A 13907-nucleotide genomic window follows, 5' to 3' on the forward strand; every position below is an offset into this window, starting at 1 on the left:
GCTCTCGTACCAGTGCAATGGCATCAAGTTTGAATTCTTTTGAATAGGTTTTACGTGTTGTCATTTCAATCTCCAGTTAAATCAATTATGTCTTAACTGGGTTAGTCGTATCAATTAAACCACGTCAGACATAACACTATTTAGTCTCAGTTTCTTTTAAGGCTATCGACATAATTAATAGTACGCTGATACCGTGATATCTTCACCGCGTTTTTACGCGGGAAGCATACTATTTCGTTTATCCAGAATTCAGATTATTTATTTACAAAATAGGACTAAATAAATAAAAAACATTTTCCCAAAAGCGTCTGATACGCGAACGCTGCCGCCATTGATTGAGGGTTAATTTTTCTGACGCTAGCATATACTGTAACTGTAAGTTCAATACTCGCCCTGCAAACTCAGCATCATCCACCAGCATAGTGACTTCAAAATTTAACCAAAAGCTACGCCGATCAAGGTTCACCGTGCCCACCAGCGCTACAACCTCATCTACCACTATGCTTTTGGTGTGCAGTAAGCCACCATGAAACTTATATATTTCCACTCCCGCAGCTAATAGTTCATCATAAAACGCACTGGCGGCATACTTCACCATCAAGGAATCATTCAAAGCAGGTAACACAATCTTTACCTGTACACCGCGATGAGCCGCCGCTTGTAATGCTTTGTGCAAACTATCATCTGGGACAAAATAAGGCGTTGTTAGCACTAAGCTGTGCTTAGCTTGATAGACACAAGTCAGTAGTAATTGATGGATACAATCTCCACCGGGGAATGGGCCTGAAGGGATCAACTGCACGCGATCGCCACAACCACCGTGTAAGGTATCTTGTGTGCCAAAGGGGGTTAATAGTCGCTCACCGGTTTCCATTTCCCAATCCCATTGCAGTAAAGAGGTGATTAAAGCAACGGCAGGACCTTGTACCCGAACCATCACATCAATCCATTCCCCCAATCCCGCATCTTGCTTAAAAAAGCGCGGATCAACAATATTCATACTGCCGGTATAGGCAACCCGCTCATCGATACAAACCAACTTTCGGTGCATGCGCAAATCTTGGCGCTGAAAAAACATACGCAGGGGCCCACTTTTTAATACTTCAACAAGCTGAACGCCAGATTGGCGCAATTCATCAGGCAATTCAGAATCAAAAAATTCACGACTCCCCACGGAATCTAATAGCAACTTACAATCAACGCCACGCTTGGCGGCAGTGCATAATGCGTCAGCAAGTTGGTCGGAAAAGCCACCTAAATGCCAGATGTAAAATTCCATCATACAACTTTGCTTGGCTTGATTAACTTGCTCAATCAGCTCTAGTAAAATGGTGTCCGTAGTATCCAATAATGTTAAGTGATTACCGGCAATACTGGGCATACCTAGTAAGCCTTCAATTAAATCATGCATGGGCTTAGCCGTATCACTCACCTCAAGGGCACGAGCAGCTTGCTTTTCACGAAAGGTTTCAATGGCTAACTTAAAAGGTGAAAACATATGCGTAGCGCGCTGCGCACGTTTTTTGCCTAGGTTGAGTTCGCCAAAAAGAAAGTAGAAGCCGACACCAGCAAACGGTAACGCGTAAATAATAGCTAGCCAAGACAAAGAAATACCAATTTCTCGGCGCTTCATGATGACACGTAGGGAAACAGAAATGATAATAAAGGTATGGAGCAGCACTAAGCTCCAAGCAAGAACATCACGCCAAACGTAATTAATCCATTCACTTAACATATTTACCCTGAAGGTATAATTCGTATTACATAATCATACCTTCAGAACGACCTGTTAAGTAAGCCTTAACGGCGGCAACGCAAGAAAAATGTCGCTTTTGCCTTGCGCATCGGCTTCGAAATATGAAAGCCCTGTACTAAATGGCAACCCATATCAGAGACATAATCCACTTGAATATCGGTTTCTGTGCCTTCTGCAACAACATCAATGCCGAGGTTATCACCCAGTGAAACAATTGATTTAATAATGGCTTTTTCAATCGGATCGACATGAGCATGACGAATGAAATCTTGTGCTATTTTGATTTTGTCGACATGAACTCGCTTCATATTATTAAGGGACGAGCGACCAGTGCCAAAGTCATCAATCGCCAAGCGCACGCCGAGCTTACTCATATTGATCAAGTTAGCTCGCACGACTGCAGAGTCATCTGATAAAACGTCCTCTTGAACTTCAAATTCCAACAAGTGCGCAGCGCAAGCGGTGGCTTTAAGGAAACTCAGCACGTTACTCATCAAGTCTGCTTGCATCAATACACAAAGAGATAAGTTAACCGCAACCCGACCAAAATTGATGCCCTGCTCTTCCCATTCTACGGCCTGTAAACAAGCCTGTTGGATCACCCATAAGTCAATGTTTGCCATTAACTCACATTCTTTCGCCACCGACAGAAATGACAGCGGCTCAATGATACCGTTGGTCGGGTGGTTCCAACGAATTAACGCTTCTACCGCCACCACTTTATTTTTCTTCAAATCAACTTGTGGCTGATAATACAGTTCAAACTCGCTGCGCCTGAGGGCAAATCGTAACTCGTTTTCAAGGGTAAATTGTCGCTGCGCGGCCAAGGTCAATTCTTCGGTATAAAACTCATAATAGTTGCTACGGTCTTGCTTCACGCGCAGTAATGCCGCTTCAGCATTACCCAACAACGACTCTGGTGTTTCACCATCATCGGGATAAAGGCTTATGCCGATGTTAACATTGAGATAAACGGCTTGCTCATCAACAATTAGGCCACATGATAGCTCTCGTGCGAGTTTTTTAGCAGCATGAGCAGCATCTTGTTCATGGATCATTTCATCAATCATGATTGCATATTCGTCACTTCCGAAACGGGCTATCACATCTTTTTCTGAAAACATTTCCGTTAACCGCTTTGCCACTTCTTTTAATACTCGGTCACCAAAACTATGGCCCAAGTTTTTATTCACGCGACTAAAGCGATCAAGATCAATATGCATAATGGCAAAGCCATGGCCATTACGACGCGCCCGCTGAATACTGTCTTCAAGGCGATGAACAAAAAACAAGCGGTTACCAAGACCGGTTAAGCTGTCGTGATACTTAATGTATTGTAGCTTTTCTTCTGACTGTTTCAGTTCACTTAAATCAGAGAAGGTAGCAACATAGTTAGTGACCGCATTATTCTTATCTTTGATTGAACTAATATTTAGCCATTGATGGTAATCTTCGCCACTTTTGCGTCGATTAATAATCTCTCCGTGCCAGTTGCCAACACTGTCTAGTTGATGCCAGAAAGATTGATAAAACGCATCATCATGTTTACCCGATTTCAGTAACGCAGGCGTATTACCTAACGCTTCTTCTTCACTGTAACCCGTTATTAAGCTGAACGCAGGGTTGACCGACAGAATAATGCCTTTCTTGTCAGTGATTAAGATCCCTTCTTGAGTGTTTTCAAACACGATGGCGGCGCGTTTTAACTTTTTCTCAGCTTTGCGCTTTTCAGTAATATCACGACCAACACCAATTAACCCTAGCACTTCACCTTGCTTATCAAAGTAAGGTACCTTATACATATCAATTAAGTGCTTCTCGCCATTGTGATAAGTCAGGGTTTCCTCTGACGTTAGAATCTCGCCCGATTCAACCACATATTTATCTTGCTCTTGACACATTAGAGCCTGATTTGGTTCAAAAAAATCATCATCTGTATGACCAAAAATAGCTTGTTCAGGCCTTCCGGCAAACACTTCAAATGCTTGGTTACAACCCATAAAGCGGCTATCGGGATCTTTGTAAAAAATAAGATCGGGAATGGTGTTCACAGTGGCTTTTAATAAAGAATGGACATCATCCAGCTGCTTTTTAAGCATGCGATTTTGTGCCATCGAATCATCAATTGGCTCTCTCTGTGCTAATGTTAATTGCAAATGAACCAGCTGTGTTTGTTGCTGAGCTTGACACTCCAACAGCATATGGTGTTGCTTTGGAGTAAGAGGTTTGTCAATCAAAATCAGCTGCCAAGCTTGCTGCAGGGCTTCCTCAAAATCATTATTAGTATTCACACCAGAAAAGCTAAACAACTCCTGGGTGAGGATCTGTTCTGCGAGTTTTTTTGCCAATAAGGCATTGTCACCAAAATAAAGAACCGTTTTTAAGCTCAAGCAAACCACCTATTATGTTCAACTGAACAAAACGCTCGCCGATTCGTTCGCTGCCCATACAAACGAATCAGACAAAAACAAAACATAAAAACTCAGTTTTAGTAGAATAATTATTAATACAACTGATATTGAACTGAGTGCAAGGACTCAAATGAGAACATTATTATGGAAGATAAGTGTCTCAGCCGTTCTCAAATATATATCTAGTTTAATTAAAGTGAGATCAGTATCAAACTCTTGAGCTTATTTATTTTTATCGATTTATTTCACGTACAAAAAAGCCGAAACATCACTGTTTCGGCTTTTACGGTTAACGACTAAATTTAGCCTAAGTTAGCACGCGCATTTCTAAACATACGCATCCATGGGCTGTCTTCGCTCCACTCATCTGGGTGCCAAGAGTTCGCCACGGTTCTAAACACACGCTCTGGGTGTGGCATCATGATAGTGACACGACCATCTTGCGTGGTTAAGCCTGTAATGCCGTTTGGCGAGCCATTCGGGTTGGCGGGGTAGGCTTGTGTCGGTTGACCATAGTTGTCAACAAAACGCAAAGCTACCGTGCCTGATTGCTCAATGGCCGTTAGCGCATCAGCACTGGCCACTTCAACGCGACCTTCACCGTGCGAAACCGCGATTGGCATCCGTGAGCCAGCCATACCACCTAAGAAGATAGACGCGGACTCTTGCACTTCAACCAAACTAAAGCGCGCCTCAAAACGCTCAGAATTATTACGCACAAAACGTGGCCATAATTCTGAACCAGGGATCAGCTCCTTTAGATTAGACAGCATTTGACAACCGTTACACACACCTAGCGCAAAGCTATCATTACGATTAAAGAAGCTTTGGAATTGTTCACGAGCACGGTCATTAAACAGGATGGATTTAGCCCAACCTTCACCGGCACCTAATACGTCACCGTATGAGAAACCACCACAAGCAACTAAACCAGCAAACTGATCTAAGCTCACATTACCCGCTAAAATATCACTCATGTGTACATCTACCGCAGAGAAACCAGCTCGATCAAATGCTGCCGCCATCTCTTGATGTGAGTTAACGCCTTGTTCACGCAATATCGCCATTTGCGGCGCAACGCCCTTAACAATGTAAGGCGCAGCGATATCTTCATTGATATCAAAGCTTAACTTAGCCGATAAACCTGGGTCCTTGACGTCCGCTTTGGCGTCAAGCTCTTGCTTAGCACACTCAGGGTTGTCACGCATGGCTTGCATTTGGTAAGTGGTTTCAGCCCACACCATACGAAGTTCATTGCGAGGCTCAGTCAGTACCGATTCACCATTACGGGTAAAGCGCACCGTATCGTCGCTATTAAGCGTACCAATTACATGGCTATTTGCCGCCAAACCATGGCCTGCCAGCGTCGTCAAAACGGCTTCTTTGTCGCTGCTGCGAACTTGAATCACCGCACCTAATTCTTCACTGTACAGTACCGCTAAATCATCCGTGCCAAGGGCATCAAGTGCTACGTCAACACCGACATGACCGGCAAATGCCATCTCCGCAATAGTGGTGAATAAACCACCGTCACTGCGGTCGTGGTAAGCCAATAGTTTCTTATCGATTACCAAAGATTGGATAGCATCGAAGAAACCTTTTAGCAATGCAGGACTATCAACGTCAGGTACGTCGTTACCAAGCTGTTTGTACACCTGTGCTAGTGAAGAGGCGCCAAGACGGTTTTTGCCGTTGCCTAAGTCGATAAGGATCAGCTCGCTGTCACCTTTATCAGTGCGCAATTCAGGAGTGACCGTATCGCGAATATCTTCAACGCGAGCAAACGCTGTGATCACAAGTGACAATGGTGAGGTCACTTCTTTCGCCTCTCCGTCTTGCTCCCACTTAGTCTTCATCGACATGGAGTCTTTGCCCACTGGGATAGTAATATCTAGCTCAGGACACAACTCTTCACCGACCGCTTTCACCGCTTCATAAAGGCCGGCATCTTCACCTGGGTGACCCGCTGCCGCCATCCAGTTAGCAGATAGCTTAAGACGGTTTAACTCACCAATATTAGTTGCTGCGATGTTAGTGATGGCTTCTGCCACCGCTAAACGCGCAGAGGCGCCAAAGTTAAGTAACGCAACTGGCGTACGCTCACCTAATGACATCGCCTCACCGGTATATGTATCGTAGCTACTTGCCGTCACGGCGCAATTAGCTACCGGAATTTGCCAAGGGCCAACCATTTGGTCACGTGCCACCAGACCCGTTACCGTGCGGTCACCAATGGTAATAAGGAAGGTTTTCTCAGCAATAGAAGGCAAACGCAGTAAACGATGCGCCGCATCTTTTACTGTGATACCGGAAGTATCTAATTCCTTACCTTGCGCTTTCGCACTTTTCACATCGCGGTGCATTTTCGGCGCTTTACCTAACAACACGTCCATCGGTAAATCGATTGGTTTGTTGTTAAAGTGATCATCATTTAGAGTTAAGTGCAGCTCTTCGGTCGCTTCACCTAATACCGCAAACGGCGCGCGCTCACGCTTACAAATAGCTTCGAATACTGCCATGTTTTCTGGCTTGATCGCCATCACGTAACGCTCTTGCGACTCGTTACACCAAATCGCGTGAGGCGCCATGCTTAGCTCATCGTTCGGGATAGCGCGCAGATTAAAGTTACCACCACGGCCGCCATCATTAACCAGCTCAGGCATCGCGTTTGATAAACCGCCCGCGCCCACATCGTGGATAAATTGGATGGGGTTATCGTCACCCATTTGCCAACAGCGATCGATCACTTCCTGACAGCGACGTTCCATTTCTGGGTTTTCACGCTGTACTGACGCAAAATCTAAATCTTCTGCCGATTGACCCGAGTCCATTGACGATGCCGCGCCGCCACCTAAACCGATATTCATCGCAGGACCGCCCAGCACCACTAGCTTAGCGCCAACTGGAATGTCTTTTTTCTCAACATGCTCTTCACGAATGTTACCTAAACCACCCGCTAACATAATGGGCTTATGGTAACCGCGCACTTCAAGACCGTTATGACTGTTGACTTGCTCTTCATAAGTACGGAAGTAACCTAAAATATTTGGACGGCCAAATTCGTTGTTAAATGCCGCTCCGCCCAGTGGGCCTTCTAGCATAATATCAAGGGCTGAAACAATGCGACCAGGCTTGCCAAAGTCTGTTTCCCAAGGCTGTTCAAAACCTGGAATGCGTAAGTTAGATACACTAAAACCGACTAAGCCTGCTTTTGGCTTAGAGCCAATACCGGTAGCGCCTTCATCACGAATCTCACCGCCGCTGCCCGTTGCTGCGCCCGGCCAAGGCGAAATCGCCGTCGGGTGGTTATGGGTTTCCACCTTCATTAAAATGTGAATGTTTTCTTGGTGGTAGTTATATTCACGGCTGTCTACATCAGGGAAGAAACGACCGGCTTTTGAACCCACCATCACCGCGGCATTGTCTTTATAGGCAGATAATACGTTTTCGCTGTAGTTTTCGTAGGTGTTTTTGATCATTTTGAACAGCGATTTAGGCTGCTCGATACCATCGATAGTCCAATCGGCATTGAAGATTTTATGACGACAATGCTCAGAGTTAGCTTGCGCAAACATCATTAATTCAATGTCATTTGGATTACGGTTTAACTTAGTGAAGTTTTCAACTAAGTAATCAATTTCGTCTTCCGCTAACGCTAAGCCTAGTTCAACGTTTGCCGTTTCAAGCGCTTGACGGCCACCCGCTAAAATATCAACACTCGACATTTCACCTAGCTGCGCTTGGACAAATAACTTGTCCGCTTGAGCAAGTTCGCTGAATACTGTTTCCATCATACGATCGTGCAATAAGTCAGCAACTTGGCTAAGTTGCTCAGGTGAAACCTCACCTTCAATGTAGTAAGCAATACCGCGCTCTAAACGCTTCACTTTGCTTAAACCACAGTTTTTTGCAATGTCGGTCGCTTTCGATGACCAAGGAGAAATGGTACCCGGGCGAGGGGTAATTAAGACAAGCTGGCCAGTTGGCTCGTGCTCTTGAATACTCGGTCCGTAAGTTAATAATTTTGCTAAAACCGATAACTCAGCTTCAGTTAATGATGCCGATACGTCGGCAAAGTGCATGAATTCAGCGTAAATATTGGTTACAGGCAGTTGTGAATCAACGCAGTTTTTCAGTAACTGGCTCACTCTGAAAGCTGACAGTGCAGGTGCACCTCGCAAAATTTCCATCAACATCTCTCACTCTTATTGTGTGGGTGGGGTTTGAATCGCGCGTATTATAGAGAAAAGGTGGAGACAAGGCTATACAACAGATGAGATAAGAAGCAGTTGATTATCGGCTCATTGCTTAAATGAGATAAAACAAAAATCAAATAAGAGTGGCATAAGCTACTCACTTCGCAGCTTTATTTTGATTCTAATGACTCAGATAGTTATAGCTGGTATAAATAGTTCGATTTTGATTATTAAGGCAGTTTGTACGTTTGAAAACCAACTCTTTTATTACCTGTTTTTTGTTGGCCTTAACTCTACTAGTGAGTGGCTGTGAGCCCTTGCAAGACTTTAGCCAACTGCAACAAATACAGCAGCGCGGCGTGTTGCGCGTGGGCACGCTAAATACCCCTGTCAGTTATGTCTATGACGGTGATACGTTATCAGGTATGGACTATGAGTTAGCCAGTGATTTTGCCAATCACTTAGGCGTACGCCTTGACATGTCCCCCGCCTATTCATTGACGGAATTATTCAATGAATTAGATAATGGCAATATCGACATTATCGCCGCGGGCTTAACGCTGACACCTGAGCGCGCCGAAAAATACCGCAGTGCTCCGCCGTTTTATAATGTCTCCCGTACCTTAGTTTATCGTCAAGGCAGCACTAAACCGAAAGATTTTTCTGAAGTGGATGACCCCATTTTAGTTTTGAAAGACTCAGGCCCTGAGGAATTGCTCAAACAACGAAAAATTCAATATCCCACCTTAGAATGGATTGCGACTGACGATGAAGATCCAATGGAAATTCTGCGTATGGTGGCAGACGGCGAAGCAGCCTATGCCATGGTGGATGATAAAGTATTAGCTCGCGCGCAGCGTTATTACCCAAGTTTAGCGGAAGCCTTTACCCTAGAAAAACAGCTTCCCGTTGCTTGGATGCTAAAGAAAAGCATTGACGACAGCCTGTACTCGGCCCTGATTGAATTTATTGGCGCCAATCATCAATCGGGTCATATTGCCAAATTAATCGAGCGTTATTTCGGCCACATTGAAAAATTTGACTTCGTGGACGCACGCAGCTTTTTACAGCGTGCTGAAACGACCTTACCGCGCTATCGAGCCCTATTTGAAAAATACCAAACGGAGCAGTTTGATTGGATTTTATTGGCAGCCATTAGCTATCAAGAAAGCCATTGGAAGCCCAATGCTCGCAGCCCAACAGGCGTGCGGGGCATGATGATGCTGACCAATGACACCGCCGACTTTATGGGCGTTACTAACCGACTTGATCCCGAGCAGAGCATTGAAGGCGGGGCAAAATACCTCACTTATCTATTAGGCTTGATCCCAGATAGTGTGCATAAAGATGAAAAAATATGGTTTGCTTTGGCAGCTTACAATCTTGGTTTTGGCCATTTGATGGACGCGCGGCGATTAACTAAATCAATTGGTAAAGATCAAGACAACTGGGCCGATGTCAAAGATGTGTTGCCTTTATTGCAACGTAAACAATGGCATCAACGCACGCGATACGGCTATGCTCGTGGCGGCGAAGCGCGCCATTATGTTAATAACATTCGCCAATATCAGGAAAGCTTGACTTGGCTCATTCGTGAACAAGCGAAACAAGCGTTACTCGCAGAGCAAGCCGCGTTAATGCAAGAACAAGCTAAGTTAGATGACAATAGCTCTTCAGCGACTGCGACACTTGAACAAACGAGTGCAGCGATTACATTAGAGCAAGCCAGTGCTGCCGGTAACACTGAAATAGTAACGCCTTAACATTCGCCTTTGGCTACCGCCGCTTTTTGAGCTAATTTCAATGCTTTATGCTCAGCGCGGCGTTGGCGAAAAAACGCACTTATTTTTTCACTACATTGTTCACTTAATATGCCAGTACAAACGTCTAAACTGTGGTTCAACTTATCAGTGGCGACCAAATTAAACACGCTGCCTGCTGAGCCTGTTTTAGCATCAGATGCGCCATAAACGAGGCGCGCCACGCGCCCGTGGACCATCGCCCCCGCACACATAGGGCAAGGCTCTAGAGTGACGTATAAGGTTGTGTCCAATAAGCGATAATTATTAAGATGCGCGCCAGCTTGACGCAGCGCGATAATTTCTGCGTGAGCACAAGGGTCATTAAGTTTAATTGACTGATTCCAGCCCTCACCGATCACTTGGTCATTTTTAACCAGTACCGCGCCAACCGGAATTTCACCGATAGCCTTAGCTTTATCAGCCAATGCTAATGCATAACGCATCCACTTTTCATCAAGCTCTGACATACCGCCTCCTTAATCGGCGCATTATGGCTCAAGCCTCGATACTAGGCAATCATTGCACAATACTACATAAATTAACAATTCAGATACATTTCACCAAAATAGCTTGCTAGACTTATGTTTTAAACCTTTACAATATAAGGTAATGGCATGCTAGCGAGATTTAAAAGCCCCCTTTTACTGCAAGTTATGTTGGCAGTATTTATTCTGGTCGCTCTGCAGACCATTCTCACATTGAGCGTAACAAAAACCAGCATCACCGACCTAGTAGAAAATTTGGCTCACGAATTTGAAAGCGGCAATAATAGTACACAGCAAACGCTGGACCAAGCTCAACAAGCTATCGCCAGCGCAATGCGTAATAGTACAATAAAAACCCAGAAAGCTCTCGACACCAGCTTGAATCATGGTTTGAATGAAGCGCAAAAAAATATTAGTGATTTAGTTGCCAGCCACGCAAAGCAAAGTATTAATGCGCAAGCGACTTTGCTTGCTTCTGTCTCCCCCCCTTATATCTGGGATAAAGATGTCCCTAAACTAACAGAGCTAGTGATTGCCGCCCATGAAAATCCAAAAGTGTTATTTGCTATCTATTTTGACGCAGAGGGAAAATACCTAACACGACATATCGACCGCAGTTCAGCCAAGGTAGCAGCGTTAATTGAGCAAGGCTCAGGCAGAAGGAAGATGGATAAACTGATCAGTGGTGCGAAGCTATCGAAGCAGGTTTATATTGCCGAAATGGATATTAATCCCAAAGGCTCGGTCATTGGCAAATTCATCATCGCCGTTGACACATCAGAGCAAGCGCAATTAAATGAAACATTAGGCCAACAATTTTCTGGTCTAATCGATAGCAGTGCAAACGAAGTAGAGCAAGTATTAAACCGCGAAGCCAAATTAACGCAACAAACCTTAACTTCATCGCTGGATCTAGTGCGTGAAGGTAACCAACAAACGGCAAACAATATCAATCAAGCTGTGCAAGGTAATGTGGCTAGCCTGATCAAAGACCTTTGGGTTATTCTTTTATGTTCAGCCCTCGTACTCTTAGTCGCCCTCGCCTTTATTATCAGCAACCGCATTTTATCAAAAATAGCCATGCTCACCAGCGCGCTACAAAACTTGGCCCGAGGCGGTGGTGATTTAACACAAAAAATTGCCATTCACTCGAAAGACGAAATTGGTGCCATGGCCCATAGCGTTAACGCCTTTCTTGAGAAAACCCGTAAATTGATAATTGAAGCCAACCTAGCAGCCGATCAAACCGCATCACAAAGCCAAACCATGCAACAGAAATCGGCAGGGGTTTATCAAGCCGTTAGCAAGCAGCAGCAAGAGGTCAACGTGGTAGCAAAAGCCATGGACCAGGTTATGCAAAACATCAATCAAGAAGAAGCCGAAGTGCAAAAGGTGATGTCTAGCATTGATCAAGTAAAAACCGACAGCGAGCAAAACAATGCCACATCACAACACGTAAAACAGTTAATTGAACAATTAGTTGAACGGGTAAGCCAAACCAACCAAAGAGTCGGCCAATTTGAGCAGCTAAGTTTAAAAATTGGCAGTGTGCTCGATGTTATTCAAGGCATTGCCGAACAAACTAACTTATTAGCCCTCAATGCCGCCATTGAAGCGGCTCGCGCAGGTGAAACCGGGCGTGGCTTTGCCGTGGTTGCTGATGAAGTTCGCACTCTTGCTAGTCGCACACAAAGCTCGACCCTAGAAATTCAACAAAGCATTGAATCACTACAAACAGAAGCGCGCACCTTAGTTAACGAGATGGAAAGTACCTTTGAGCATGCCAATGAAGGTATTACCGAGCTTAATCAAGCAGATGCTCTACAAGATGCCATTTTCCATTCTATTTCTGAGTTATATGAAATGATTGAAAATATCGCGCAGCTATCAAAACAGCAAGTTGACGTCACTAACGAAGTAAACCAAAGCACTGAACGAATGCAAGATGCTTGCGCCTCGTCACTGCTTTCAGTAGAGCAAGCCAATGAAGTGAGTGAGCAACTCTCTAGCCTTTCAAGTCAGTTAAAACTAACCATGTCGCAATTTAAAGTTGATTAATCTTTAAACTAGCGATGAAAACAAAAACGGTGGCCTAAGCCACCGTTTTCATTTACATTTAGTGCTTTGCTTTTAAAACTATTAATAATAAATTTAATCTCTAAAAATTCAATCACTTAAGTAAGTAAAATGTAAAATCATGATTTCCAATTTTAAAATGTTCAGTCATATTTTTAAGCAAAACACACATTTTACCGTTATACCGCGCTAGGTTGTTTTTTTGTTGCAACTTTACTACAGGCGTGGCGTACATCAGTAAAACAACGTAACGAGCAAAGTTGGGCGAATAAGCGTTATTACTTGGGGATAATATCTGTCGAAAGGAATTGGGCTGTGTTTGTGACTTTCGTAACAGGTTTCAACCTGCCTACTTTCAATAGGAGAAATTAAAACAGAAAAAATGAGCATCCAGAGCGATAGTCAAAAGAAGAGCGAACGTTGTGAAGTGAAATCCAGAGCAACACAAAGAAGCGGCTTAATAATTTAACCCGAATCTTGGATAAGCGAACATAGTATATTTTCCTGCAAAAACGCTGTGAATATGTCCTTATAAGCTTTGCGTTTTCATCCCTGAAAACGAAATTTTGCTGTAAAACATACTTTATTTAGCTGCGTTAAGCTTAAACAGAACTGAGGTTAATTTAGGCAACAACTGACTTGAAAAAAACATTGCGCTTCACTAGCTGGCCAGATACTTAACAGGCTCTCGGTTGATTTAATTTTCCAACACATCGGGGGATACAGCCTTGCATTTGCTGTGACAGCTGTTCCTTTTAGATGGGGTGCATAGGCGATCCCACTTGATGGTTACAGCTCAGCGGTTGGCGCTGGGAAAGTAGGCATTCGCCAGATCACCCACGTTTCAATGCAAACAATGACCATCAGCAGACTTTGCCCACGCCAATCGGTTAACACCAGCGTCACCGTAGCACCAATCGATAACCAAGTAATCAATAAAATGCGGATTTTCTCTTTCCGACTCAACCCCTGTCCAGACTTGATGCGGCGTAATGACGAACCAAACAATGGGTGATGCAGCAGCCAATGTTGAAAGCTCGGTGAGCTAACACTAAAGCAATACAACGCCAGCAAGGCAAATGGCACCGTCGGCAGTAAGGGTAAAAAAGCACCGATAAATGCCAATGAAACCGCCAGCCAACCTGCACATAGAAACAGATATTTTTTAATCAAAACCAAAC

At 44.3% G+C, this 13907-nt stretch carries 7 protein-coding genes; 2 read left to right on the forward strand and 5 right to left on the reverse strand.

Features of this window, described 5'->3' with window-relative positions; all coding sequences use genetic code 11:
- Positions 1 to 262: 262 nt before the first annotated feature.
- The 3 genes from cls to purL form a co-directional block, all read right to left on the reverse strand.
- A complete protein-coding gene (gene cls / locus K6Y31_RS18330; protein ID WP_233054402.1) occupies positions 263 to 1735 on the reverse strand; it encodes a cardiolipin synthase in 1473 nt (490 codons plus the stop codon).
- A gap of 65 nt (positions 1736 to 1800) precedes the next feature.
- On the reverse strand, positions 1801 to 4146 hold the full coding sequence (locus K6Y31_RS18335; protein ID WP_233054404.1) for a putative bifunctional diguanylate cyclase/phosphodiesterase: 2346 nt from the start codon (positions 4144 to 4146) through the stop codon (positions 1801 to 1803).
- Between the two features lie 323 nt (positions 4147 to 4469).
- Positions 4470 to 8357 (reverse strand): phosphoribosylformylglycinamidine synthase, encoded by a 3888-nt coding sequence (gene purL, locus K6Y31_RS18340; protein ID WP_233054406.1) that lies wholly within the window; start codon positions 8355 to 8357, stop codon positions 4470 to 4472.
- 254 nt (positions 8358 to 8611) lie between these two features.
- Here purL and mltF point away from each other — a divergent pair, with 254 nt between their 5' ends.
- A complete protein-coding gene (mltF, locus tag K6Y31_RS18345; protein ID WP_233054408.1) occupies positions 8612 to 10126 on the forward strand; it encodes a membrane-bound lytic murein transglycosylase MltF in 1515 nt (504 codons plus the stop codon).
- Here mltF and tadA read toward each other — a convergent pair.
- On the reverse strand, positions 10123 to 10632 hold the full coding sequence (gene tadA / locus K6Y31_RS18350; protein WP_233054410.1) for a tRNA adenosine(34) deaminase TadA: 510 nt from the start codon (positions 10630 to 10632) through the stop codon (positions 10123 to 10125). The genes mltF and tadA overlap by 4 nt on opposite strands.
- 147 nt (positions 10633 to 10779) lie before the next feature.
- Here tadA and K6Y31_RS18355 point away from each other — a divergent pair, with 147 nt between their 5' ends.
- A complete protein-coding gene (locus tag K6Y31_RS18355; protein ID WP_233054411.1) occupies positions 10780 to 12708 on the forward strand; it encodes a methyl-accepting chemotaxis protein in 1929 nt (642 codons plus the stop codon).
- Positions 12709 to 13515: 807 nt separating this feature from the next.
- Here K6Y31_RS18355 and K6Y31_RS18360 read toward each other — a convergent pair.
- Entirely contained in the window at positions 13516 to 13899 is a 384-nt protein-coding gene (locus K6Y31_RS18360; protein WP_233054413.1) for a YbaN family protein, read from the reverse strand.
- Between the last annotated feature and the right edge of the window lie 8 nt (positions 13900 to 13907).

Source organism: Motilimonas cestriensis (assembly GCF_021295315.1).
GTDB classification, from domain to species: domain Bacteria; phylum Pseudomonadota; class Gammaproteobacteria; order Enterobacterales; family CBDFNC01; genus Motilimonas; species Motilimonas cestriensis.

Excerpts from the sequence above, each read along its gene's own strand:
- K6Y31_RS18355 (WP_233054411.1), top strand. The coding sequence starts at position 10,780 with ATGCTAGCGAGATTTAAAAGCCCCCTTTTACTGCAAGTTATGTTGGCA.
- purL (WP_233054406.1), bottom strand. The coding sequence starts at position 8,357 with ATGGAAATTTTGCGAGGTGCACCTGCACTGTCAGCTTTCAGAGTGAGC.
- tadA (WP_233054410.1), bottom strand. The coding sequence starts at position 10,632 with ATGTCAGAGCTTGATGAAAAGTGGATGCGTTATGCATTAGCATTGGCT.
- cls (WP_233054402.1), bottom strand. The coding sequence starts at position 1,735 with ATGTTAAGTGAATGGATTAATTACGTTTGGCGTGATGTTCTTGCTTGG.